Origin of the sequence: Corynebacterium guangdongense, assembly GCF_030408915.1 — a bacterium.
Lineage (GTDB): Bacteria > Actinomycetota > Actinomycetes > Mycobacteriales > Mycobacteriaceae > Corynebacterium > Corynebacterium guangdongense.
Map to the genome: position 1 here is coordinate 2,454,928 of NZ_CP047654.1, position 23,736 is coordinate 2,478,663.

Sequence of the window (23,736 nt, forward strand, 5' to 3'; positions counted from 1 at the left end):
TCAGGCATGAATTTAACTCGCGAAACAGCGTGACAAGCTCCCCAAAATCGGCTAAGGGCAAGATCTGGACGACGCGACCGCCGGGACGGAGATTTCCGGAGCGATCGACAGAAGGAGCTGACCGAATTCGCAATTTTGGACGGACAAATACCCGCCTCGCGCACGAGACTATCGGTCGCTGTGAGTTAACTGTACACCCGATTCTGTGGGTCGGCTGATTTCGGGGGTGGCCCCCTTTTGGTAATACTTGATCTTTGGTCTACCCGGGATCCCCGCCCGCCTATACCTGACTGATCACATATAAGGGCGGGCAGCCAACCTGTGGCGCACCTTAACGCCGGGTGCCCGCCCCGCCGTCGAACTCGATGACCTCGTCGCACACGTGGCGCATCAGGTCCCGGTCATGGGAGACGACGAGCATGCCGAGGTCGCGCTCCCGTACCGCTGCCACCAGCTTGGCCCAGATGTCGGCCTGCAACAGGCCGTCCATCATCGTGGTGATCTCGTCGGCCACCAGGTAGCGGGTCCGCGGGTCCAGGGCCCGGGCGATGCTGATGCGCTGCAGCTGCCCGCCGGAGACCTCGAGCGCCCGGCGCGTGAGCCACTCCGGCCGGATGCCGAGCTGCTCGAGGGTGTCGGGGTCGATGTTCTCCACCACCCGGGACAGGCGCCACCGGGGGTCGACGGCGCGTTCCGGGTGCTGCTGGATCAGCTGCGCGGGGTGGAAGGCCCCGCGGACCACCGGGGCGCCGTCGACGAGCACCCGCCCCTCGGAGGGCGTCAGGTACCCGGTGAGCAGGCGGGCCAGGGTGGACTTGCCGGTGCCGCTGTAACCGTGCACACCCAGGATCCGGCCCTCGGTGAGGGTGATCGAGTAGTCGCGGATCAGCGGGGTTCTCCCGTAGCTGAAGGAGAGGTTCTCCCCGGTCAGGCTCATGACAGCGCCTCCCAGAAGTCGTGGGCCGGTTGGGCGCGCCACAGTCGGTGCGCGTAGCCGCTGAGCTCGTCGACGCCCGCCGCCACCGTGTCGATCGTCCCGCCGCGCATGACGGCGATGCGGTCCGCGACGGAGGCCGCGGTGAGCATGTCGTGGGTGATGAAGAGGATGGACGCCCCCTCGGCGCGCACCTGGCGGAAGTGGTCCGTCACCTCGGCGACGGCCTCCGGGTGCAGGCCCGGGGTGGGTTCGTCGGCGATGAGCAGTTCCATGTCGTCGCTGACCGAGGCCGCCAGACTCACCCGGCGCAGCATGCCGCCGGAGAGCTCATGTGGGAAGCGCATGGCGATCCCGGGGCCGAGTCCGAAGCGGGCCAGCTGCGCGACCGGGTCGGTGCCGGAGAGCGCGATGAAGTCGCCGATCTTCATGGTCGGGTCGATGTGGCCGGTGCCCTGGGGGACGTAGCGGACCCGGCCCTTGCGGTCGGCGTCGACAAGCTCGCGGCCGTGGAAGCGCACCTCCCCGGAGACGTGCGCGTTGGGCGGCAGCAAACCGAGGATGACGTCGGCGAGCAGGGACTTGCCGGCGCCGGACTCGCCGACGACGGCGAGGATCTCGCCGGCGGCCATCTCCATCGACACGTTGTCGAGCTGGACGACGTGGCGGCGGCGCAGCAGGCCGACGTACTGGTGGAAAGCCACCGAGACGTCGGCGACGGTCAGGAGCGGGTCGGTGATCATTGGTGCCTCGTAACGGGGGCGAGCAGGCTGCGGAGCAGGTCACCGCAGGCGTCGAGCACGGTGGCCAGGGTGACCAGCACGGCGATCGGGCCGAGCACCGCCCACCACTGGCCGTTGGCGAGGTAGCGCATGCCCTCGGCGAGGATGATGCCCAGCGAGGGGGTCGTCGGTTCGACGCCGAAGCCGAGGAAGGTCAGGGTGGACTCGTGGAGGATGGCGTGCGGGAACATGATCGCCAGGCCGACGATGATGTGCGGGGTCAGCGCTGGCAGGAGGTGGTGGCGGACGACCCAGGCACTGCCGTGGCCCTGGGCCCGTGACATAGCGACGAAGGGCTCCTCCTTGAGCTTGAGGATCTCGGCGCGCAGCAGCCTGGTCAGCGGGGGCCAGAGGGTCAGGCCGACGGCCAGGACGACGCCGCGCGCTCCCCCGCCGACGGCGAAGGCGATGAGGATGGCGAGCACGATCTGGGGAAGGCCGATGGTGGCGTCGACAAGCCAGGAGACGAAGCGGTCGAGCCACCGTGGCCCGGCGGTGGCGAGCACGGCGAGAAGGACGGAGACAGCGGTGGACACCAGCGCGGTGAGCGCGCCGATCCGGAGGCTCAGCCACATGCCCTTCATCGTGCGCGCGGCCAGGTCGCGCCCGACCCAGTCGGTGCCGAGGGGGAACCGCCAGCTCGGCGGGAGGTTGCGCTGGCCGCCGGTGGGCTGGATGGCGGACTGCGGGTAGAGGCTGGCGGCGAGGGCGATCCCGAAGATCAGCAGGAGTGCGACACTGAGCAGGACCAGCAGACGTACCCGGTTGTTGCCCGGGTGGACGATCCGGCCCAGCCGTCCGAGGCGCTGCCAGCGCCGACCCAGGGCCCGGCCCCAGCGGCCGGTGTGCAGGACGTTGGCGCGGAGGAACTCAGGCATCGACGCTCCTTCTCACCCGCGGGTCGACGAGGATGGCGATGACGTCGGCGATGAGGTTGCCCACGAAGACGAGCACCGCGGACAGGGTGACCGCGCCGAGCAGCAGCGGGACGTCCGAGGCGATCGCCGCCTTGGTGATCAGCGCGCCGAGCCCGTGGTAGGAGAAGACGACCTCGGCCAGGGCGGAGCCGCCGAAGAGCATCGACAGCGAGGTGAACTGCAGCATCACCGCCGGCAGCAGGGTGTTGCGCAGACCGTGGTGGCGCACGATCCCCCAGGTGCCCAGGCCGCGGGCACGGGCGAAGCGGGCCATGTCGGACTCCATGACCTGGCTGACCGACTGGCGGGTGTGCAGGGTGACGTTGGCGATGGCGACGATGGCCACGGTGATCGCCGGCAGGACGGCGTGGCGCAGCCGGTCGAGGAGCGTGACGTCCGACGAGACCACGCCCAGCGGCTGCGAGAGCCCCAGCGGGACCCAGCCCAGCTGCACCGCGAAGACGAGCATGAGGACCAGGCCGACGACGTAGGTCGGCGTGGAGGTGAGCACGTAGCAGGCGGCGACGATGACGCGGTCCAGCAGCGTGCCCCGGGTCGCCCCGGCGAGGACGCCGAGCAGGTAGCCGAGCACCCCGGAGAGGACCCAGGCGATCGACATCAGCAGCAGGGAGTTGGCGATGGCGTGGCCGATGATGCCGGCGACCTCGGCGCGGTAGAGGTTGCTGACGCCGAAGTCGCCGGTGAGCATCCCGCCGAGCCAGCTGAGGTAGCGCTCGTACCAGGGCCGGTCCAGGCCCCACAGCGCGGTGATGCGCTCGACCTGGTCGGCGCTGACGCCGCGCTGCATGGACGCGACGTACTGCGCGACCGGGTCCAGGGGGGAGGCCTCGACCAGGACGAAGGCGAGGAAAGTGACGCTGATCAGCAGGAAGAGCATCCTGGCCAGCGTCCACGACAGCCGGGTCAACGCCATTGCGTCACATTCTGGAAGATCTGCATGCCGTGCCCGTGGCCGTGGGTGATCTGCTCGCCGATGTCGACGCGGTCGTTGATGAAGTAGAGGTGGTCGCGGCGCAGGATCCACAGCATGGACACGTCACCGGTCTCGGGATGGGAGGAGGCGCCGGCGACCTGGGCGGCCTGCCAGTGCGGGATGGACTCGCCCAGGGTGTCGGCGAGGCGGGCCCGGCGCAGGTGCCCGTCGACCTCCGGGTCGGAATAGTTGGGCATGTTGTTGTAGCTCACGCCGATGGACTCGGAGGAGTAGGTGTCCCACAGCTCCTTCGGGCTCAGCGAGCCCAGCGCGAAGACGACGGCCTTGGACTTGCCCTCGGCGTAGATGTCGTCCCAGGTCGCCCCCTCCGGTTCGAAGCGGATGCCGAGCTCGGCGGCCTGCGCTGCGAAGGACTCGGCCAGGTCCGCGCGCGCCGGGTCGCCGGTGGTGTACATCAGGCCGACGACGGCCTCGACGCCGTCCTTGTCGACGGTGCCGTCGCCGTTGGTGTCACTCCACCCGGCGTCGGCGAGCAGCCTCCTCGCGCCCTCGGGGTCGGCGTCGGCGAAGCGGACGTCCTCCGTGCCCCACGGCAGCGTGTCGGCGACGGAGTAGGCCGGCTCGCCGTAGCCGGCGACGACGATGTCGTTGAGTTCCCGCCGGTCGACGCCGAGCGAGAGCGCCGTGCGCACGGCGGGGTCGGAGGTGACGTCGTTGCCGCCCGACCCCTCGATACCCATGGTCTCGGCCGTGCCGCCGGCCGGCTCGGTGGGCAGGGTGATGGCCATGGTCTCGACGGACTCGAGCTGCTCGAGGGTCATCCCCTCGAACTGGCGGTCGGCGTTGGTGTAGGAGACTTTCGCGACGTCGATGGTGCCGGCCTGGGCCGCGCTGAGGGCGGCCTCCTCGTCGGCCAGGTAGAAGGTGAGCTTGCGGTAGGCCAGCTCCTCCGGGTAGTACGGGTTGGCCTCCATGATCAGCTGCTCGCCGTCCTGGTACTCGACGACCCGGTAGGGGCCGGAGGCGATCGGGTTCTGCGAGTAGCCCTCGCCGTAGGCGTGCTCGGGCAGGATGGCGATGGTCGCCGCCTGCGGGCCGAAGAGGGAGTCCGGCTGGACCAGCTCGATCTCGACGGTGTGCTCGTCGACGGCGCGGACCTCGGCGACGTTGCCGAGGTCGAACTGGGTGCCGTCCTCCTTGAGCAGGTCGTAGGTGAACACGACGTCGGCGGCGGTGACCGGCTCACCGTCGGAGAACTTGAAGTCCTCGCGCAGGTGGAAGGTCCAGACGACGCCCTCGTGGGAGAAGTCCTTCGCCAGGTCGCCGACCAGTTCCATCTCGCCGGACTCGGCGTTGCGGTGCCACTGCACCAGGGAGGAGTGCAGCACCTTGTGCTCCTGGTGGTTGCCCCAGCCGCGCAGCGGGTCGAACTCCCCCTCCCCGACGTCGCCGACGGCGAGCACCAGCTCGTCCTCGGCGCGGGTCTGCGCGGTGGGGGCGGCGGTGGTCGAGCCCGGGCCGGAGCAGGCCGCCAGGGTGAGGGCGGCGACGGTCACCAGACCGGCGAGGGCGGTTGAGCGTCGGGACATGGAGTTCCTCCGGGCGTCGATTTCAAACATTCAATTGGTTATTTGAGCATATGGTATGGGAATACCTAAAGCATCGCAACCCTCCGGCCACGAAAAACAGGGTCCGACGGCGACCTGCCCGCCCCGCTGCCGGAGGAACCGGAAGCCGGGCGGGCAGTCGTGCCGCGCGGGGTCGCGTCAGTACTGACGGAGGGTGATGTCGCGCTGTCCGCGGAGCTGGCCGCGGACCTCCCCCGCGACGTCGAGGATGAGCTGCAGCAGCTCCTCGGTGCGGTTGCCCAGGGCACGCAGGACGAAGCCGGGGCGCTCGGTGGCGGTCACCGAGGCGATCATCGACTCGTCCGCCGCGACGTGCTCGTCGATCTTGGCACGCACGTCACGGATGAGATCCTCCGTGACGCCCGGGTCGAAGCAGATGGCCGTCGCCACATGGGTGCGGCCACCCATGTAGAACTCCTTCTCCTGACCGAACTCGCTGGCGAGCGGCTGGAGCTTGATGTTGTCGACCAGCGCGAGCTCGCCGCCAACGTTGACCACGTTGCGCAGGTGCGCCTGCTTGTACAGGAAGTGCCCGCCGTCCGGGGACCAGCCCGGGGTGACGATGTCCGAGAAGAACAGCGAACCGTTCGGATGGACGTTGGCGGTGAGATGCTGGCGGAAGTCCGCGTCGCGGTAGAGAATCAGCTGATCCGGGACGTACTCCAGGACCGCGCCCTCGGCGACGTTGAACTCCACGTTCTGCACCACATAATCGTCCGGGGTGCGGTAGACCTTGGCCGCCGACTGGTCGGTCAGCAGCGCGGAGGCCCCCTCGGCGACGTCGACCTTGATGCGGTAGGCGTCGCCGCCGACGTAGCCGCCACCCGGGTTGACGATGATGTAGTACACCTGACCGGAGTCATCGAGGTAGTGCGGGCGGATGATCTTCAGCGCGCGGGAGTGGTACTGCGAGGTCGCGATGGACTTGCCGCCGCTGACCTCGATGCCGAGCTCCAGGACGCCCATCTCCTCGCGCGGAGGATCGTGGTGGAAGACGCCCGACGGTAGATCCCAACCCATTAGTTGGCCAGATCCAGCATGAGGACGTCGTGACGGATCCAGTCGATCACCTTGTCCAGGCCTTCATCGGTCTTGAGGTTGGTCAGCACGAACGGCTTCTCACCACGGAAGACCTTGGAGTCGTCCTCCATGACCTTCAGGTCGGCGCCGACGTGCGGGGCCAGGTCGGTCTTGTTGATGATGAACAGGTCGGACTTGATCATGCCCTGGCCCGCCTTGCGCGGGATCTTCTCGCCCTGGGCGACGTCAATGATGTAGATGGAGAAGTCGACCAGCTCCGGGGAGAAGGTGGCGGAGAGGTTGTCGCCGCCGGACTCGACGAAGACGAGCTCCAGGTCCGGGTGGCGCTCCAGCAGTTCCTCGTAGGCCGCGTCATTCATGGAGGTGTCCTCACGAATCGCGGTGTGCGGGCAGCCGCCGGTCTCGACGCCGATGATGCGGTCCTCCGGCAGGAGGCCCTCGCGGGCGAGGATCTTGGCGTCCTCGGTGGTGTAGATGTCGTTGGTGATCGCGGCCATGGAGATCTCGCCGTCGAGCGCGCGGGTGATGCGCTCGATCAGGGCAGTCTTGCCGGAGCCCACCGGGCCGCCGACGCCAATCTTGATTGCACCCATTGTGTCAATCCTTTCGTGTGACTTCTGTATTGATCGTCCCAATTTTAGGACATGAACATGCGGGAATGAAGGGCCTCATGGGCCATCTGGGCCACTTCGAGGCGCGGCGCCGCGACGCCGAAATCGCTCGTCCGGTGGCGCATCGTCATCTCGATGGCCTGCTCGATCGCCTCATAGGCGCCGACCAGCACGCGCTGGCCCGCGTCCTGGCCCAGCGGGATGGCGCGGATGGCGTTCTGGGTCATCGAGTTGGCCATCTGCATGAGGTACGCGGCGACCGCGTCCTCGGCCTCGACGCCGTGGGCGCCGAGCACCAGGCCCGCGGCGATGCCCGGGTTGCCCTTGAGCTCGCGGGAATTGATCGCGGCCACGTACTCGGTGACCAGGTGGTCCTCCGGCGCGACGATGGCGGCGACCCGCGACCAGCGCTTGCCCATCGAGTTCATGGAGGTGCGGACCTCCTTGGGCGTCTGGCACGCGTGGGCCAGCTGATCCAGCTCGACCAGGAGCTGGCGCCTCGCGGCGTCGTCAAGCTCGCTGCGCTGCAGCTCGACGGCGAACTTCACGGCCAGCGCCTCGTTGTAGCTGGCCTGGCGCAGGTAGCCGTGCAGCCACCGGCCGTAGCCCTCGGCGTCGGTGATGTCCTCGGCCAGGACGTAGGTCTCGAGGCCAGCGGAATGGGCGAAACCACCGGTCGGCAGAGCGGAGTCGGTCAGGTGCCAGATGACCAGCTCTGCGCGGCGATTAGTGAGAGTGTTCAGCATGGCGGAAAGCCTCCGGCATCACGTGCTCACCGCGGGAGAACTCCACGTTGAGGTGCTCTAGGGTGTGCTCGACGGTGTGGTCGTAGCGCACGACCATGACTTCCTTGCCAAACTCACTGTCGGCGCCGAAGAACTGCGCCTGCAGGTGACGGTTGCCCAGGGTGTGGGCCACGGCCAGCGCCTCGCGGATGGAGGCCGGCGCGATCACCAGGACGTCGGAGGCGGCCATGCGGGCGACGACGGCGTTGTCGCCCTCGCGCTGCAGGATGTCCCCGTCATAGAGCTCACGGAAGTCGTTGGAGAAACGCAGGGCGACCTCGTCGCCGCCCTCGGTGGTCACTCGCTGGACCCGCTTGAGACGGCTCTCATTGTCGAACACGGCGTAGTCGATGTTCAGCCCGTCGCGCTCGGCCTCGGTGAGATCGGCGAGGTTACCGGAGATCTCGGTGATAATCATGGGATTCTTTCTTCCAGATTGTGTAGAAAGCAGGTCAGTGGACAACAAAGGCGGGGCCGGTGTGAACCGCCCCGCCAGTGTCGACATCGGCCGGCGACGCTCCAGGCAGAGCGCGCCGCGTCGATTAACCCCTGAGACTAGTACGGAACTAGAACAGGAAGTAACGCTGCGCCATCGGCAGCTCGGTCGCCGGCTCGGAGGTGATTTCCTCGCCGTCAACGCTCAGCACGTAGGTCTCCGGATCGACCTTGATCTCCGGGGTGGCGTTGTTGAGCTTCAGGTCGGCCTTGCTGATGGAACGCATGTTCTTCGCCTCGACGAAGGTGCGCTCCACGCCCAGCTCCTCCTCGATGCCGGCCTCGATGGCGGCGGTCGGCAGGAAGGTGACGGAGGTGCGGCCGGCGGCGGCGCCTCGGGCACCGAAGGAGTAACGCATGGTGCGCGGCTGCGGGGTCGGGATGGAGGCGTTGGAGTCGCCCATGATGGAACGGACGATGTAGCCCGACTTCAGGACGATGCTCGGCTTGACGCCGAAGTACGCCGGCTCCCAGATGACCAGGTCAGCCAGCTTGCCCTCCTCCACGGAACCGACGGTGTCGGCGACGCCGGAGGCGATGGCGGGGTTGATCGTGTACTTCGCGATGTAGCGCTTGATGCGCTCATTGTCGGCGTTGGCGTCGTCGCCCTCCAGAGCACCGAACTGCTCCTTCATGCGGTGCGCGACCTGCCAGGTGCGCAGCACGACCTCACCGACACGGCCCATGGCCTGGGAGTCGGAGGAGGTGATGGACAGGATGCCGCGGTCGTGCAGGACGTCCTCGGCGGCGATGGTCTCCTTGCGGATACGGGAATCCGCGAAAGCCACGTCCTCCGGAAGATCCGGGTTCAGGTGGTGGCAGACCATGATCATGTCCAGGTGCTCGTCCATGGTGTTGACCGTGTACGGCAGGGTCGGGTTGGTCGACGCCGGCAGAACGTTCGGCAGACCGGCGACCTTCAGGATGTCCGGGGCGTGGCCGCCGCCGGCGCCCTCGGTGTGGAAGGTGTGGATGACACGGTCGCCGATGGCCGCGATGGTGTTCTCGGCCATGCCGCCCTCGTTGAGGGTGTCGGTGTGGATGGCGACCTGGATGTCCATCTCATCGGCGACGGTCAGGGCCGTGTCGATGGAGTTGGCGGTGGCGCCCCAGTCCTCGTGGATCTTCAGGCCGATGGCGCCGGCCCGGATCTGCTCGCGCAGCTTCTCCGGGTCGGAGGCGTGGCCCTTGCCCAGGAAGCCGACGTTGACGTTGAAGTCACGCGTCGCGCGGATCATGTGCTTGATGTTGGCCGGGCCGGCGGTGACGGTGGTGGCGTTGGTGGAGTCCACCGGGCCGGTGCCGCCGCCGATGAGGGTGGTGGTGCCGTTGTCGAGGGCGGCCTCGACCTGCTCCGGGGAGATGTAGTGGATGTGGGTGTCCACGGCGCCGGCGGTGACGATCTTGCCCTCGCCGCCGATGACCTCGGTGTTCACGCCGACGATGATGTCGATGTCATCCTGGATGTCCGGGTTGCCGGCGTTGCCGATCTTAAAGATCTTGCCGTCCTTGACGGCGATGTCGGCGGTGTAGATGCCGGTGTAGTCGATGACGGTGCCGTTGGTGATGACCAGGTCCGGGGTCTCATCGGTGGAGGTGCGGGAGTTCTGGCCCATACCGTCACGGATGACCTTGCCGCCGCCGAAGGAAACCTCTTCGCCGTACTTGGTGTAATCCTTCTCGACCCGGGCGATCAGCTCGGTGTCAGCCAGACGGATGCGGTCGCCGGTGGTGGGGCCGTGCAGCTCAGCGTACTGGCGGCGCTCCATTTCAAAAGACATTGTCTAAGTTCTCCTCTTAGCTCGCTACTTCTCGTTTATTCAGTGCGTTGGTTGAGTCGTATCCCCTGCAGGAAACGGTGTGCGGTCGGCCCTGGTGAGCAGGAACCGCGTACCCGCCTAGGCCAGGGAACCGTTGACCTTGCTGTTGAAGCCGAAGACCTCACGGGTGCCACCGAAGTCAACGAGGTTGACGGTGCGGGAGTCGCCCGGCTCGAGACGGACGGCGGTGCCGGCCGGAATGTCCAGACGCTTGCCCTTGGCCGCCTCACGGTCGAACTCGAGCTCGCTGTTGGCCTCATAGAAGTGGAAGTGGGAACCGACCTGGACCGGACGGTCACCCTTGTTGGTCACCTCGATGGTGACGGCCTCGCGGCCCTCGTTGAGGACGATCGGGCCCTCTTCCGCGACGAAGATTTCACCAGGAATCATGTCAAACTCTCCTTTTTGCGACAGTTGCGAGTCGGTGCTTAGCGGACCGGGTTGTGGACGGTGACGAGCTTGGTGCCGTCGCGGAAGGTGACCTCGACCTGAACGTCGGAGATCATTTCCGGCACACCCTCCATGACGTCATCACGGGTGAGGATGCTGACGCCCTCGCTCATGAGCTCGGCGACGGTCTTGCCGTCGCGGGCGCCTTCCATCAGCTCTGCGGTGATGTAGGCGACGGCCTCCGGGTGGTTGAGCTTGACGCCACGCTCCTTGCGACGACGGGCCACGTCTGCGGCCACGACGATCATGAGCTTCTCTTGTTCACGCTGCGTGAGGTGCATGAGTTCTCCTTGAAATGCTTGTTAGAGGTGAGGGGCAGGGATGAATCTTGCGACCCATCCTGCCGAAACTTGAACCGTTTTGCAGAAAGCCGGCGATCAACGGCGGGTGCCTGCCAATCGTCGGCTTTTCAATTAGGTGCGGGTGCTGGTCTTTCCGGGCGGCGGGCCGCCGGGAAGCGTCTTAGACGCTCACTTCTTCCTTGACCTTGACCGTGTCGGCGGCCTTCTTCTTGAAGACTGCGTCGAACAGGCCGTTCTGGAAGGCCACACAACCGAGGATGATGAGGATGCCCAGCCACTGCAGGATGGACGGAACCTCACCGAACAGCGGCCATGCCACGACGACGGAGGTCACCGGGGACAGCAGCAGGATGCCCGCACCCAGGACCGGCTCCAGCCAGACGGAACCGATCTGGACCAGGGTCCAGGCGGCGGCCTGACCGATGACGATCAGCACGATGAGGTTGAACCAGTTGTTGCCGTTGATCGGGTCACCCATCTGGACGGCGTCGAAGATTCCGACGTCCTCCGGCATGTCCGGCAGAACCATCTGACCGGTCTCCGGGTCCTTGGTCAGGACGCCGGTGGTGACGGCGAAGCCGTTGCCGAAGATCATGGCGATGATCGGGGCGACAGCCTGAGCGACCATGGTCCACATCATCGGCTGGACGTAGAGGTCGCTGCGCGGTGCGGTGGTGGAGGCCTTACGGGAGAAGTACAGGTAGAAGGAGTAGCAGATACCGGAGGTCAGGCCGAAGACGGTGCCCAGGACGGAGGTCTTGATGCCGGAGATCTGGTCCGGACCAGGCATGGCCTCGGTGGACTCGAAGACGCCACCGGTCAGCAGCACGCCGACGATCATCAGCGGCAGAATCACGATGAAGGACTTAGGCAGCTTGTACTTGTCGAAGATCGTGGAAAGGATCGGGACGATGACGACCTGCAGGTTCAGCAGAATCGCGGCGACGCCGGAGCCGATCAGGAAGATGGAGAAGTTCCAGGCGGTGAAGTCGATGCCCAGGAAGATGCCGGCGATGACGGAGTAGATGATGCCCTGCTTGGGCAGGCTCATCTTCTTCTTCATCTCGTGGATGGCCAGCGGAAGAAGAATGAGGGCGCCGAGGGCGACGCGGAGGAACGCCTGGGTGGCCGGGTCCATGTTGGACGCCTTAACCCACAGCGGAGTGCCAGACAGGAACAGGGTGCCGATCAGAAGGATGATGACGGCCTTGGAGTGGCCGATCTGCTTAATCGGGTTCTTTTGGAGGGAGGGGTGCACGACGGTGCTTCCCGGTGCCGATTGATTGGTCATATCAGGGACGCTACCAGGCATTTCCCCTAGATCCATCCCATTGACCAAACCTTGATTTACAGAACGCTTATACTATTTTCCCTTGATGGCCCTTTGGTCGCCATATAATCGCACCTTATATTTTTCAAGGTTCTTTTCCCACCCCAATTCGGGGGTGTCACGACCAGCGGGAAGGGGCCCACCCACGGCGATCTCCGGGCCGTCGGATTTTAATTCCCCGCCAAAGACAGACGTTTTCGAAGGTCCAATTCAGACAACAAGCAGAAATGTGCCAGAATCAGCACATTTAAGGCCCCTATTAGCGACAATTCAGCCTTGTCAATAGTTCTAACGTAGAATTTGCTGTCAAAGTTCCCGTCGTGTCTCCCTCATCGCGATTTGCAGGTCCCTTATCGCGACGTACCGGCGCGCCAGCACCGGCCAGTGCCCTACACTCTGAAACCCATGAGGACACTCAAAGTCTGGCAACTGGCCGCCCTGGTCATCTTCGGCATTCTCTTCGTCATGTTTCTGACCACCGCGATCCTCGGAGACGACTGGATCCTGTGGCTGTACCCCGTCGCGGCGCTGGTCGGCGTCGCCATCACCCTGTGGGACGGGCCGGGCCGCAAGGAGCGCAAGCAGCTCGAGGCCACCGAGCGGGCCCAGGCGGACGCCGAGGAAATGGAGCGCGCCAAGCGACTCGCCCGCAGGGAGCGCAAGCGCCGTGAGAAGGACAACGGCAAGGACGGGAACGACAAGTAGCCGGACCAGACCCCTCCCCCCTCCCCGCGGAGGAGGGCGATCCCGCGCTCAGGTGCGGGGATCGCCGGCGGGGCCGGGCGGTGGACTGTCAGTCCACCGCCCGGCCCCACTGCGCGCCGCCCTGACGCGGCCACGCGTCAGTTGTGCTGCTCCGGCTTGACGATCGGGAACAGCACGGTCTCCCGGATGCCGAGGCCGGTGAGGGCCATGAGCAGCCGGTCCACGCCCATGCCGCACCCGGAGGTCGGCGGCATGCCCTGTTCCATGGCGGTGAGGAAGTCCTCGTCCAGCACCATGGCCTCGTCGTCGCCGCCGGCGGCCAGGCGCGCCTGATCGGCGAAGCGCTCCCGCTGGATGACCGGGTCAACCAGCTCGGAGTAGCCGGTGGCCAGCTCGAAGCCGCGGACGTAGAGGTCCCACTTCTCCGTGACGCCCTCCTTCTCCCGGTGGTCACGGGTCAGCGGGGAAGTCTCGACCGGGAAATCCTTGACGAAGATCGGCCCGTGGAGCTGGTCCTCGCACAGCAGCTCCCAGATCTCCTCAACCAGCTTGCCATGGCCCCAGCCGCCCTTGGCCGGGACGTCGAGGCCGATGGCCCCGGCGATCTCCTTGAGCTCCTCGACCGTGGAGTGGATCGTGACCTCCGGCTGGCCCGGGAACTTGCGCTGGAGCGCCTCATTGAGGGAGGGGTACATCTCGATGACCGGCCATTCGCCGCCGAGGTCGTACTCGGTGCCGTCGGCGAGGGTGACCGTCGTGGACCCGAAGACGTCCTGCGCCACGTACTGGACCAGCTCGCGCATCAGGCGGGCGCCGTCCTCGTAGGTGCCCCACGCCTGGTAGGTCTCGAGCATGGCGAACTCCGGCGAGTGGGTCGAGTCGACGCCCTCGTTGCGGAAGTTGCGGTTGACCTCGAAGACCCGCTCGATGCCGCCGACGACGGCGCGCTTGAGGAAGAGCTCCGGAGCGATGCGCAGGTACAGGTCGATGTCCAGCGCGTTGGAATGCGTGACGAACGGCCGAGCCGCGGCGCCGCCGTGCAGGGTCTGGAGCATCGGGGTCTCGATCTCGACGAAGTCCTCGCCCTCGAGGAAGTTGCGCAGCGAACGCATGACCTTGATGCGGGTCATGGCGTTCCGGCGGGCCTCCTCGCGCATGATGAGGTCGGTGTAGCGGTGGCGGACGCGCTGGTCCTCGCTCATGTCCGCGAAAGCGACCGGCAGCGGGCGCAGAGCCTTGGCCGCCATGTGCCAGGAGGTGGCCTGGACGGAGAGTTCGCCGCGCCGGGACGCGATGACGCGGCCGCGGACGGAGACGATGTCACCCAGATCGGTGTCTGACTTCCATTTCGCCAGGGCCTCCTCGCCGACCTCCGCCAGCGAGAGCATGGCCTGCAGCTGCGTGCCGTTGCCCTCCTGGAGGGTGGCGAAGCACAGCTTGCCGGTGTTGCGCTGGAACATGATGCGACCGGCGACGGCGACCTCGTCCTGGGTCTCCTCCCCGGCGCGCAGGTACACGACGCCCTGCTCGGCGCCGGGCTCCTCGTCCTCGGCGAGGACAACATACTTGGCGCGCAGATCAGTCAGGCTGATGGTGCGATCGACGAGGACGGGGTACGGCGCGGTGCCCTCGTCGAGAAGCTTGGTGCGTTTGTCACGGCGCACCCGCTCCTGCTCGGAGACGTCGTGCTTCTGCTCGGTAATTTTCTGCTCGCTCACGGCTCCCTAGGTTAGCCCATGGAGCTGCCCCACCGGGAAGTCGCTTGCCGACGCCACGCCCACCCCGCCCCTGGAAGACCCTGGAAGACTGGTGGGCATGGACACCACCACCGTCGACGCCCTCCTCACCCTCCTCGCCGGACTGCTCCTGGCGGTCGGCGTCGCGGGCACGATCTTCCCCATCCTGCCCGGCTCGGTACTGACCATTGTCACGCTGCTGAGCTGGGCGTGGCTGCTGGGCTCCACCGCCTCCTGGACCGCCGGACTGGCCGGGGTCGCCTTCGCGCTGATCGGGATGAGCGCCTCCCTCGTTCTCACGGGCCGGAAGATGAGGAAGGAGCGTATCCCCAACGGACCGGTCCTGATCGGCGTGCTCTTCGGCGTGGTGGGCATGTTCCTCATCCCGGTGGTCGGCCTCTTCGTGGGCTTCGCCCTCGGCCTGCTGGTGGCCGAGCTCGTACGCCGCCGGGATCTCCCCGCCGCCGCCCGGGCGTCCTGGGAGGCCCTGAAATCGATGGGCGCGGGCATGGCGCTGGAGTTCCTCTTCGCCTCGCTGGCCGCCACCGCGTTCGTCCTCGGAGCCTTCGCGCACTTCGCGTGAGCGGGACGCCGTCGCGGACGCGGGCGCCGAGCCGGGCCCACCGGGAAAACACCGGCGCCGCCCCAGCGGCGCAGGGCCGAGCCGGGGCGGCGTGGGCCGGGCCTAGTTGACCAGCCAGTCGTTCGGGTTGAACAGCTCGTAGTGGACGTCGGCCGGGGCCTTCTCCGCCGGCAGGGCGGCCAGGTCGGCGCGCAGCGCCTGGAGGAAGGCGTTGCCGCCGCAGAGGTAGACGTCGGCTCCCGCGACATCGTACTCGCTGACGTCGATGAGCGCGCCCTCCTTCCGGAAGTGGGCCTTGGCGGTCACGCCGCCGAGCTCCCTGACCAGGGCCTTGGCGTCGACCTGCTGGGCCCAGGTCTCCTCGGACTCGTCGGCGTGGAGGTAGGTGACCTTGCGCTCGGCGCCGGTGCGGACCATGTAGGCGAGCATGCCGACCATCGGGGTGGAGCCGATTCCGGAGGAGATCAGCACGACCGGGCTCTCTCCGTCCCGCAGGACCAGGTCGCCGGCGGCGAGGGTGGCCTGGATGGTGTCGCCGACGTTGACGTTCTCGCGCAGGTGGGTGGAGACCTCGCCGTCATTCTGGACGGCGATGCGGTAGCGCCCGGCCGCGCCCTTGATGATGGAGTACTGGCGCAGCTGGCGGGCGCCGTCGGCAAGCCTGACGCCGACGGAGGTGTACTGGCCCGGCAGGGGCTTCGTCAGGTCGCCCTCGAGGGTGTAGGTGGTCACACCACCGGGAAGCTCCTGCTTGTCGACGACCGTCACGTCGCGGAAGACGTCGCCCGGCTCGACCCCGTCGGAGGCGTAGAGGATTTCCTCGTGCTTGATCAGGACGTCAGCCATCAGCCAGTAGACGGCGCTCCAGGCCTCGGCGACCTCCTCGGTGACGGCGTCGCCGAGGACCTCGGCGATCGCGGCCATGAGGTTCTCGTAGACGATCTTGTACTGGTCGGCGGTGATGCCGAGGGAGACGTGCTTGTGTGCGATGCGGTCGAGCATCATGACCGGGTCCGGCGCGTTCGGGTCCACCAGCTGGGTGGCGAAGGTAGCGACGGAGGCGGCCAGGGCCTTCTGCTGCGCCCCCTGCTTCTGGTTGCCGCGGTTGAAGGTGTCACGCAGGAGTTCCGGGTGGGCGCCGAACATCTTGCCGTAGAAGGTCTTGGCGATGGTCTCGATGTTCTCGCCCACGGCGGGCAGCGTCGCCTCGACGATCGCGGCGTGCTCGTCGCTGAGGTGCTGGGCCTTCGGGTTCGGCTTGCTGTCAACGTACATGCTGATGTTCTCCTGGTGGTCGGTGAATCCTGCTGTGGGTGGGGAGGGGGCTCCGATTCGGCCATCCGGAGCTGCCCGCGTCCCGCTATCCGGGTGAGTGACGGTCACCCCCAAGCGGAATTGACCCGACTATAACGGTTCTAATTCCACCCGCCTACGCCCCGGCCGACGCCGCCCGGAGCCCGCAGTCCGGAGAAAATCGCGCGTGAATTTTCAAGTTCCGTGAACCCCCTGGCAGCCGACCCGCATTTGTCACCGGACAACCCGTAGAAAATACGCCCTATAAATAGCCCCGAATTGGGGTAGTTAGATTATCGGCATGAAATTGTGACGCAAATCGATGACCTGTGATTAATTGGCCAAAACCTATAGCGAAACCTGTACGGTCCCTGGAGTTCACCGCCCATTCACTCCCTTTCCTCCATTTAGTCACCTATTGGGCCTACTTTTTGTCGCTGTCTCGTCTAAACCTCAAAGCTAGGGAGCTCATTGTGGCGCTTAAGGGCCTCAACCTCTTCACCAACAACTTCCAGACGTCCCGTTCGGCACTGACCTGCACCTACAAGTGCGGCAACGCCTGCTTCAACGAGTGCGGCAACCAGACCGACAACGTCTACTTCGGCGACCTCATGTCCCGCCGCAACGCCCTCAAGGCCGGCAGCCTCGCCGTCGTCTCCGTCGGTGGCGCCGCCGCCCTCACCGCCGTCTCCGCCCCGGCAGCCGCCGCCCAGACCTCCTCCCGCGGCCTGCAGTCCTCCAACGGCAACTCCTCCTCGTCCTTCGGCACCGGCAACAGCGACGTCAAGTTCGCGTCCCTCCCCGGCATGCAGTTCGAGTCCGTCGCCCCGAACTCCGAGGACGCCGTCGTCATCCCGGCCGGCTACGCCCAGTCCGTCCTGATCGCCTGGGGCGACCCGGTCATCGAGGGCGCCCCGGCCTTCGACCCCAACAACCAGACCGCCGAGGCCGCCGCCCAGCAGTTCGGCTTCAACAACGACTTCGCCGGCCTCTTCGAGCACCCGACCGACTCCAACCGGATGGTCTACGTCTGCTCCCACGAGTACACCACCGAGCCGCACATGTTCCCGGACTGGAACGAGGAGTCCCCGTCCGAGGAGCACGTCAACATCGGCATCGCCAACCACGGCCAGTCCATCCTCGAGGTGGAGAAGGTTCCGGGCTCCGGTGAGCTCAAGCGCGCCTTCGGTCCGCTCAACCGCCGCATCACCGGCGAAACGCCGCACACCTTCACCGGCCCGGCCGCTGGCACCGACCTGCTCAAGACCTCCGAGGACCCGGCCGGCATGTCCGTGCGCGGCACCCTCAACAACTGCGCCGGCGGCGCCACCCCGTGGGGCACTTACCTCTCCGGCGAGGAAAACTACAACCAGTACTTCACCGGCGGCGGCGCCCTGACCGGCCGCAACCTCGAGTACGGCCAGCGTCTCGGAGTCAAGCAGCAGGGCCAGTCCGAACGCGGCTGGGAGCTGCACCACGATCGCTTCGACCTGGCCAAGGAGCCGAACGAGTTCAACCGCTTCGGCTACATCGTCGAGATCGACCCCTTCGATCCGGACTCCACCCCGATCAAGCACACCGCGCTGGGCCGCTTCAAGCACGAGGCCGGCACCGTCCACATCGCCGAGGACGGCACCGTGGTGATCTACTCCGGCGATGACGAGCGCTTCGAGTACATCTACAAGTTCGTCTCCTCCCGCAAGATGATCGAGGGCGACAAGGCCCACAACATGGGCATCCTCGCCGAGGGCACCCTCTACGTCGCCTCCCTGGACGGCAACTCGCCGGAATCCGAGATCGACGGCTCCGCGACCCTGCCGACCGACGGCGCCTTCGACGGCACCGGCGCCTGGCACAAGCTTCTCACCGCCAACGCCGACGGCACCGCCGTCTCCCACGTCGAGGGCTTCACCGCCGCCGAGGTCGCGGTCTACACCCGTCTGGCCGCCGACCAGGTCGGCGCCACCAAGATGGACCGCCCGGAGGACTTCGAGACCAACCCGGTCACCGGCCTGACCTACCTGGCCCTGACCAACAACAAGTACCGTGGCGTCCAGTCGGAGAGCACCCGCTGGAACTGGGAGGACACCACCGAGTACGCACCGGTCGAGGCCAACAAGAACGGCCTGGTCCTGGAGATGGACGACGACCACGCCGGCGAGTCCTTCACCTGGAACCTCCTGCTGGTCTGCGGCGACCCGGAGGAGGCCTACACCTACTTCGGCGGCTTCGACAAGTCCAAGGTCTCCCCGATCTCCTGCCCGGACAACCTGGCTTTCGACCGCCACGGCAACCTGTGGATCTCCACCGACGGCAACGCCCTCGGCTCCAACGACGGCCTCTACGCCGTCGGCCTGGAGGGCGAGCACCGCGGCGAGCTCAAGTGCTTCCTCACCGTCCCGAAGTACGCCGAGACCTGCGGCCCGATCGTTCAGGACGAGCGCGTCCTGGTCAACGTCCAGCACCCGGGCGAGGGCGGCGACGCCACCTTCGCCAACCCCACCTCCCACTGGCCGGACGGCGGCTCCTCCGTCCCGCGCCCGGCCGTCTCCGTGGTCTGGAAGACCCAAGGCGGCAAGATGATCGGCATCGATCGCTAAGCTGCGCACACAGGTGAAGGGCCACCCGGGAGCAATCCCCCCGGGCGGCCCTTCACCTGTTTCCCGTACGGGACGGCGGACAAATACGTGGACCTGGGCTGGTCCGACGCCGTGACCGGCCGGCAGGCGACCAGGCGAATCTGCGAGCCCCTATCCCCCGTCCGTCTCCAGGTTCTTGAATCCGATGCCGATCGGCAGTCCGACGTTGTCGGTCAGGCGCACGCCACCGACGGTGGCGGCGACGAAGAGACGCGCGTCGCCCTGCTCGGGCGCCGGGCCCAGGTTGATGCCGCGCAGCTCCAGGTACTCCGGCTCAATTCCGGCGGCGTCGAGAACGCCCCGGGCGGTTTCCAGGACCTTCTCCTCGCCGAACTCCGCGGCGTGGGCGCCGGCCACGAGGGCGGCCGACAGGGCCAGGGCCGCGTCGTGGGCGTCCTGCGCCACGTCCACGTTGCGCAGGCTGAGCGCCAGACCGTCGGCCATGCGCACGGTCGGCACGCCGCGGACGTCGACGGGCAGGTGCAGGTCGGTCACCGCGTGGCGGAGGTTGACCAGCATCTCGTAGTCCTTCTCCCCGACGATGACCCAGGTGGGCTGGACTACGTTGATCATCGCGAGCTGCCCGGTCAGCACGTAGCTCACGCGGTCGGGATCCTCGAGTTCCGCGCGCCGCGGGATGACGCGGGTGCGCTCCCCCTTCGGCCAGATGTGCTCGGGGCGGTAGCTCCACACGGCGTCGACGCCCTCCGCGGCGAACTCCTCCGGCACCTGCGAACCCGCCCACGCGACGATGACGGTGGCCCCCAGCAGGGAGCGGGCCGCGCGGATCAGCGCGATGTGGCCGGCGTGCAGGCCGGTGCCCAGCGGCACCAGCGCCACGGGGCGGCTGGTCTTCTTCATTGCGCGACCGAACTGGGCGATCGCCTCCGTGGTGTCGTAGACGGTTGCTTGTCCTGGTTCGAATGGCATCGTGTGTTACTCCTGTTGAATGGCCCAGAGCTCGACGTCGTCGGCGCGGGTGAGTTCGGCGGTGCGGCGCACCAGCTCCCGGTAGGTGCGCGCCACCCCGGGATCGTCGATCGCCGCGTGCTGGGCGGCGATGCCGCCCGGGCCGTCGACGTCGGCGAGCCTGGCTGGCGTGGACTGCTCCTCGACGAGGTCCTCCGCGTAATCCAGGTTACCGAGCGCCTCCAGGTAGAGGTTCCTCGCGTCCCGGCGGATGTGCTCGAGGAAACCGGCGTAGGTGCGGGCGGCCGCGAGGCGGGCGCGCTGAGTCTCGGTGACGGCGACCGCGTTGCCGCCGAATTCCCCCACCAGCAGGCCCACGATCGTCTCCCCCAGCTCGTCGGCGGCGGCGGTGGCCCACACCCGCTCCCCGAGCTGGTGCGCGGCGATGACAACGGCGCCGGTGGTCTCCAGGGGGTCCATCACCTGGATGCCGTGGCCCAGGCTGGTGTGCAGGTAGATCTGGCCGCGCCGGGCGCGGGCCGCGAGCATCTCGACGAGATCCGGCAGGCAGTTCTCCCCCACGGCGAGAACCACCAGTTCGTGGTCGGCGGCGCTCTCGACGTCCGCCACGCCATCGAGGACCGTCACGTGGTGGCCGACGGCCTGGAGCTGCTGGACGATGACGTCGCTGCCGGAGGCGTCGACAAGCACCGCCGCCCGGAGACGGGGTGCCTGCATCAGCTGCCCTTCTTTGCGCGGGCGAGCAGCTCGGCGACGGAGACTCCGCCGACGTGCTCGTCACGGCGTCGGCGGCCGCGCCCGGAGTCCTCCTCATCGACCTCGGGGGCCGTGGGCGTGACCGGCTCCGGAGACTCCGATTTCCCGGTCTCAGGCTGTGCCGGGGCCGTGGGTTGCTCCGCCTGGGCCTCCTCGCGCTTCTTCTGGTTGATGATCTCCGTCAGCGGGTTCGGGACGTCCCGGCTCGGGACGGAACCGATCCGCCCGGAGACCGCGGCGGCGGAGGGGACGCCGCTGTAGTCGGCGGACACCGTCGGGGTCGGGCGGTCGGCCTCGAGATCCTCCTCCGGTTCCGGAACCACGATCGGCACCTCCGCCGCCGGGCGCGTGGCCTTCATGGTCTGGGCCTCCAGCTCCATGATGCGGCGGGCCTCGGCGCGCAGGGCGGCGGGCTCGAACTCGAAGGCCCGGCCGCTCAGCTCCTCGAGCTGGGCGCGGACCACCGCGATCTCCTTGCGGATGTCCTCCAGGATCTGCGGATCGATCTCCGGGGCCTTCGCTTGGGCCTCGGCCTTCTCCTGGATGGACGCGATCTCCGCGCGCAGCGCCTCTTCCCGGTGCGCCATCTCCTGCTCGGCGGCGCGGGCCTGGTTACGGTAGCGGCCGCCGAGGAAAACGCCGATCACCGCCGCCCAGAGAGCGGCCAGCAGCGCCAGCTTGAGCGCGGCCGCGCTGTCGGTCAGGAGCATGATGACGCTCGCGATCAATGCGAGCGCGACCAGCGCGATGAGCCCAATCTGGCCCCAGTCGGTGTCATGTTCCTTCGCCTGGTTCCGGTCTGTCATGGAGTCCACCTTATCCTGCGGGCTCGCCGTCCGTGGGCGGCGGTGTTTCGCAATGTCGTTCCAGGTACAGGGCGGCCACCACCAGTGCGACCGCGCCGGCCAGGGAGGTCAGTACGCCGGGCAGGTCGTCCGCGGCGGCGTCGAGCCGGCCGGCGCTGGGCACGACGTAGGTCGCCAGGCCCAGGTACAGGCCACCGATGATCGAGCCGGTCCACGCCGAGGCCTTGGCCGTGGCCGCGAAGAGCGCGACGGTCATCGGATCCAGCTGGCTGCGGTCGAGGCCGATCCGGTGCTCCTCCTCCAGCGAACCCTTCACCCGCTGCGCGGCGAGCACGTTGACCACCACCAGAAGCCAGAGGGTGACTGACACAGCCCACGGGATGGACACGAAGGATCCGTAGAACCTCCAGGTCAGAATGGCCATGCCCGCGGCGATGGCGAGGGCCAGGGCGATCAGGTGCTTCGGCGAGGTCCGGCTCACGGGCTCCCCCTTTCCGGTGGCGTGCGGTCGTCAGGACTGATCAGGGCTGATCAGTGACGGTCAGAGATTGTCGAAGCCCATCACGGGCGTGATGGCGGCGATTTCCGCCTCCCCCAGCCTAGTGAGCAGCTCCGCGACCGGCGTGCCGTCGAGTTCGGCGGCGGGATCCGCGTCCAGCCACGGGACGAGCACGAAGCCCCGGTGGTGCGCGTGGGGGTGCGGCAGGGTCAGGACGGGGTCGTCGCTGGTCAGACCGTCGATCTGCACGACGTCGACGTCGAGGGTGCGCGGACCCCAGCGGCGCACCCGGACCCGCTCGGCGGCGTCCTCGAGCGCCTGGCCCCGGCGCAGGAGCTCGAGCGGGGTGGCGTTGACCTCGACGATGAGCACGGCGTTGAGGAACTCGTCCTGGTCGGTCACGCCCCACGGCGGGGTCGAGTAGACCTGGGAGGCCGCCACCAGTTCGTCGCGGAAGTCGTCATAGACGGTCCTGAGCAGGCGGCGGCGGTCGTCCATGTTGGAGCCGATCGACAGGACGGCGCGCACTAGAGGTTCCTCGTGTGCTTGCGGTTGCGCCGCGCGACGACGGCGACGTCGTCGAAGGGCAACGGAATCGGCGCGTGCGGCTTGTGGATCGTCACCTCGATGGCGTGCAACTGATCGTAGGTCTCCAGCGCCAGGTCGGCGATCTCGCTGGCGACGGTCTCGATGAGGTCCCGGGGCGGGCCGGTGACCACGTCATGGGCCAGCTCCGCCAGCTCGGCGTAGTTGACGGTCTTGGTCAGGTCGTCGTCGCGGGCGGCCTCGTGGACGTCCAGCCAGCAGGTCAGGTCGACGGTGAAGGTCTGGCCGTTCTTCTTCTCCTCGGGCAGGACGCCGTGGTAGCCGTAGCACACCAGCCCCCTCAGTTCGATGCGGTCAGCCACGGTGCTCCCCCTTCGTCCGCCAGGCGGCGGCCACGTCGACGGCGTCGCGCGAGGTCGGCACGTCGTGGACGCGCACGCCCCAGGCACCCAGATGCGCGCTGATGGCGGTGACGGCGGCGGTGGCCGCGTCGGCGTCGACGGGAGTGAGCCCCTCGATGCCCCGATCGGCGCGGATGTGGGTGAGGAAGCGCTTGCGGGAGGCTCCCACCAGCAGCGGGAAGGGCAGCGCGATGAACTCCTCGAGCGCGTTGAGCAGCGCCCAGTTGTCCTCGCGGGACTTGGCGAAGCCCAGGCCGGGATCGAGCACGATGTTGTCCTCGGCGACGCCGGCCGCCACGGCCTTGTCGACGAGCTCGCGCAGGACCTGGTGGACGTCGGCGACGATGTCGCCGCCGTGGTCGGCGCGGCCGGAAGCCTCCGCGAACTCGCCGCCGGCGACGGTGCGCCAGTGCATGAGGCAGACCGGCAGCCCGGTCTCGGCCATGACCCGGAACATGTCCGGATCGGCCAGGCCGCCGGACACGTCGTTGATCATGGCCACCCCGGCCTCGGCCGCGGCGGCGGCGGTGGTGGCGCGCATGGTGTCCACCGAGGTGGGGATGCCGGCGTCGGCGAGCGCCCGGATGACCGGGGTGACGCGCGCGGCCTCGAGCCCGGCGTCGACGCGAGTGGCGCCGGGTCGGGTCGACTCGCCGCCGACGTCGATCATGTCGGCGCCCTGCGCCACCAGTTCGTGGGCGTGGGCGAGGGCCCTGTCCTCGTCGAGCCAGCGGCCGCCGTCGGAGAAGGAGTCCTCGGTGACGTTGACGATGCCCATGACCAGCGTGCGGC

25 protein-coding genes are annotated in these 23,736 nt (G+C 67.6%); 3 read left to right on the plus strand and 22 right to left on the minus strand.

Annotated elements, in window-relative coordinates; translation table 11 throughout:
- Nucleotides 1–331 precede the first annotated feature (331 nt).
- The 13 genes from CGUA_RS11585 to CGUA_RS11645 form a co-directional block, all read right to left on the minus strand.
- Nucleotides 332–937: an ABC transporter ATP-binding protein gene (locus tag CGUA_RS11585; RefSeq protein WP_290195813.1), complete on the minus strand. Its 606-nt coding sequence runs from the start codon at nucleotides 935–937 to the stop codon at nucleotides 332–334.
- Nucleotides 934–1,677, minus strand: coding sequence for an ATP-binding cassette domain-containing protein (locus tag CGUA_RS11590; RefSeq protein WP_290195815.1), 744 nt, complete (start codon nucleotides 1,675–1,677; stop codon nucleotides 934–936). The genes CGUA_RS11585 and CGUA_RS11590 overlap by 4 nt, the downstream gene beginning before the upstream one ends.
- Complete coding sequence (locus CGUA_RS11595) at nucleotides 1,674–2,594, minus strand: ABC transporter permease (protein ID WP_290195816.1); 921 nt, start codon at nucleotides 2,592–2,594, stop codon at nucleotides 1,674–1,676. Before CGUA_RS11595 ends, CGUA_RS11590 begins: the two co-directional genes overlap by 4 nt.
- Nucleotides 2,587–3,567: an ABC transporter permease gene (locus CGUA_RS11600; protein WP_290195819.1), complete on the minus strand. Its 981-nt coding sequence runs from the start codon at nucleotides 3,565–3,567 to the stop codon at nucleotides 2,587–2,589. The genes CGUA_RS11595 and CGUA_RS11600 overlap by 8 nt, the downstream gene beginning before the upstream one ends.
- Nucleotides 3,558–5,177, minus strand: a complete 1,620-nt coding sequence (locus tag CGUA_RS11605) for an ABC transporter substrate-binding protein (RefSeq protein WP_290195821.1) — start codon at nucleotides 5,175–5,177, stop codon at nucleotides 3,558–3,560. The genes CGUA_RS11600 and CGUA_RS11605 overlap by 10 nt, the downstream gene beginning before the upstream one ends.
- 177 nt (nucleotides 5,178–5,354) lie before the next feature.
- Nucleotides 5,355–6,182, minus strand: a complete 828-nt coding sequence (locus tag CGUA_RS11610) for an urease accessory protein UreD (RefSeq protein ID WP_290198388.1) — start codon at nucleotides 6,180–6,182, stop codon at nucleotides 5,355–5,357.
- 53 nt (nucleotides 6,183–6,235) lie between these two features.
- Nucleotides 6,236–6,850, minus strand: coding sequence for an urease accessory protein UreG (gene ureG / locus CGUA_RS11615; protein ID WP_290195824.1), 615 nt, complete (start codon nucleotides 6,848–6,850; stop codon nucleotides 6,236–6,238).
- 44 nt (nucleotides 6,851–6,894) lie between these two features.
- Complete coding sequence (locus tag CGUA_RS11620; RefSeq protein WP_290195826.1) at nucleotides 6,895–7,614, minus strand: urease accessory protein UreF; 720 nt, start codon at nucleotides 7,612–7,614, stop codon at nucleotides 6,895–6,897.
- Entirely contained in the window at nucleotides 7,595–8,071 is a 477-nt protein-coding gene (locus tag CGUA_RS11625) for an urease accessory protein UreE (RefSeq protein WP_290195829.1), read from the minus strand. The genes CGUA_RS11620 and CGUA_RS11625 overlap by 20 nt, the downstream gene beginning before the upstream one ends.
- Nucleotides 8,072–8,219: 148 nt before the next feature.
- Nucleotides 8,220–9,929: an urease subunit alpha gene (gene ureC / locus CGUA_RS11630; RefSeq protein ID WP_290195831.1), complete on the minus strand. Its 1,710-nt coding sequence runs from the start codon at nucleotides 9,927–9,929 to the stop codon at nucleotides 8,220–8,222.
- A 117-nt stretch (nucleotides 9,930–10,046) separates the two neighbouring features.
- A complete protein-coding gene (locus CGUA_RS11635) occupies nucleotides 10,047–10,358 on the minus strand; it encodes an urease subunit beta (protein ID WP_290195833.1) in 312 nt (103 codons plus the stop codon).
- 38 nt (nucleotides 10,359–10,396) lie between these two features.
- Entirely contained in the window at nucleotides 10,397–10,699 is a 303-nt protein-coding gene (locus tag CGUA_RS11640) for an urease subunit gamma (RefSeq protein ID WP_290195835.1), read from the minus strand.
- Nucleotides 10,700–10,880: 181 nt separating this feature from the next.
- Complete coding sequence (locus tag CGUA_RS11645) at nucleotides 10,881–12,011, minus strand: DMT family transporter (RefSeq protein ID WP_290195837.1); 1,131 nt, start codon at nucleotides 12,009–12,011, stop codon at nucleotides 10,881–10,883.
- A 444-nt stretch (nucleotides 12,012–12,455) separates the two neighbouring features.
- Between CGUA_RS11645 and CGUA_RS11650 the strand changes: the two genes are divergently transcribed.
- Nucleotides 12,456–12,755 carry a hypothetical protein gene (locus CGUA_RS11650; protein WP_290195840.1) on the plus strand — a complete coding sequence of 100 codons (300 nt, stop codon included), beginning with the start codon at nucleotides 12,456–12,458 and terminating at the stop codon, nucleotides 12,753–12,755.
- 137 nt (nucleotides 12,756–12,892) lie between these two features.
- On the opposite strand, the gene lysS is transcribed toward CGUA_RS11650, so the two are convergent.
- Nucleotides 12,893–14,458: a lysine--tRNA ligase gene (gene lysS / locus CGUA_RS11655; protein WP_290198389.1), complete on the minus strand. Its 1,566-nt coding sequence runs from the start codon at nucleotides 14,456–14,458 to the stop codon at nucleotides 12,893–12,895.
- A 112-nt stretch (nucleotides 14,459–14,570) separates the two neighbouring features.
- Here lysS and CGUA_RS11660 point away from each other — a divergent pair, with 112 nt between their 5' ends.
- Entirely contained in the window at nucleotides 14,571–15,074 is a 504-nt protein-coding gene (locus CGUA_RS11660; RefSeq protein WP_290195843.1) for a DUF456 domain-containing protein, read from the plus strand.
- Nucleotides 15,075–15,176: 102 nt separating this feature from the next.
- Here CGUA_RS11660 and CGUA_RS11665 read toward each other — a convergent pair whose 3' ends face one another.
- Nucleotides 15,177–16,349: a globin domain-containing protein gene (locus CGUA_RS11665; RefSeq protein ID WP_290195845.1), complete on the minus strand. Its 1,173-nt coding sequence runs from the start codon at nucleotides 16,347–16,349 to the stop codon at nucleotides 15,177–15,179.
- Between the two features lie 491 nt (nucleotides 16,350–16,840).
- Between CGUA_RS11665 and CGUA_RS11670 the strand changes: the two genes are divergently transcribed.
- The gene (locus tag CGUA_RS11670) at nucleotides 16,841–18,967 is read left to right on the plus strand and encodes a PhoX family protein (RefSeq protein ID WP_290195847.1); all 2,127 of its coding nucleotides are present in this window, start codon (nucleotides 16,841–16,843) and stop codon (nucleotides 18,965–18,967) included.
- 150 nt (nucleotides 18,968–19,117) lie between these two features.
- Here CGUA_RS11670 and CGUA_RS11675 read toward each other — a convergent pair whose 3' ends face one another.
- From CGUA_RS11675 to folP, 7 genes are read right to left on the minus strand one after another with little or no spacing between them, the layout of a single operon-like run.
- Nucleotides 19,118–19,936, minus strand: coding sequence for a pantoate--beta-alanine ligase (locus CGUA_RS11675; protein ID WP_290195849.1), 819 nt, complete (start codon nucleotides 19,934–19,936; stop codon nucleotides 19,118–19,120).
- A 6-nt stretch (nucleotides 19,937–19,942) separates the two neighbouring features.
- The gene (locus CGUA_RS11680; protein ID WP_290195851.1) at nucleotides 19,943–20,653 is read right to left on the minus strand and encodes a 6PGD fold domain-containing protein; all 711 of its coding nucleotides are present in this window, start codon (nucleotides 20,651–20,653) and stop codon (nucleotides 19,943–19,945) included.
- Entirely contained in the window at nucleotides 20,653–21,498 is an 846-nt protein-coding gene (locus CGUA_RS11685; protein WP_290195853.1) for a DUF6779 domain-containing protein, read from the minus strand. The genes CGUA_RS11680 and CGUA_RS11685 overlap by 1 nt, the downstream gene beginning before the upstream one ends.
- Before the next feature lie 10 nt (nucleotides 21,499–21,508).
- Complete coding sequence (locus CGUA_RS11690) at nucleotides 21,509–21,979, minus strand: DUF3180 domain-containing protein (RefSeq protein ID WP_290195855.1); 471 nt, start codon at nucleotides 21,977–21,979, stop codon at nucleotides 21,509–21,511.
- Nucleotides 21,980–22,039: 60 nt separating this feature from the next.
- Nucleotides 22,040–22,525 (minus strand): 2-amino-4-hydroxy-6-hydroxymethyldihydropteridine diphosphokinase, encoded by a 486-nt coding sequence (folK, locus tag CGUA_RS11695; RefSeq protein ID WP_290195857.1) that lies wholly within the window; start codon nucleotides 22,523–22,525, stop codon nucleotides 22,040–22,042.
- Nucleotides 22,525–22,905, minus strand: a complete 381-nt coding sequence (folB, locus tag CGUA_RS11700; RefSeq protein ID WP_290195859.1) for a dihydroneopterin aldolase — start codon at nucleotides 22,903–22,905, stop codon at nucleotides 22,525–22,527. Before folB ends, folK begins: the two co-directional genes overlap by 1 nt.
- Nucleotides 22,898–23,722 carry a dihydropteroate synthase gene (folP, locus tag CGUA_RS11705; protein WP_445343889.1) on the minus strand — a complete coding sequence of 275 codons (825 nt, stop codon included), beginning with the start codon at nucleotides 23,720–23,722 and terminating at the stop codon, nucleotides 22,898–22,900. Before folP ends, folB begins: the two co-directional genes overlap by 8 nt.
- Nucleotides 23,723–23,736 lie beyond the last annotated feature (14 nt).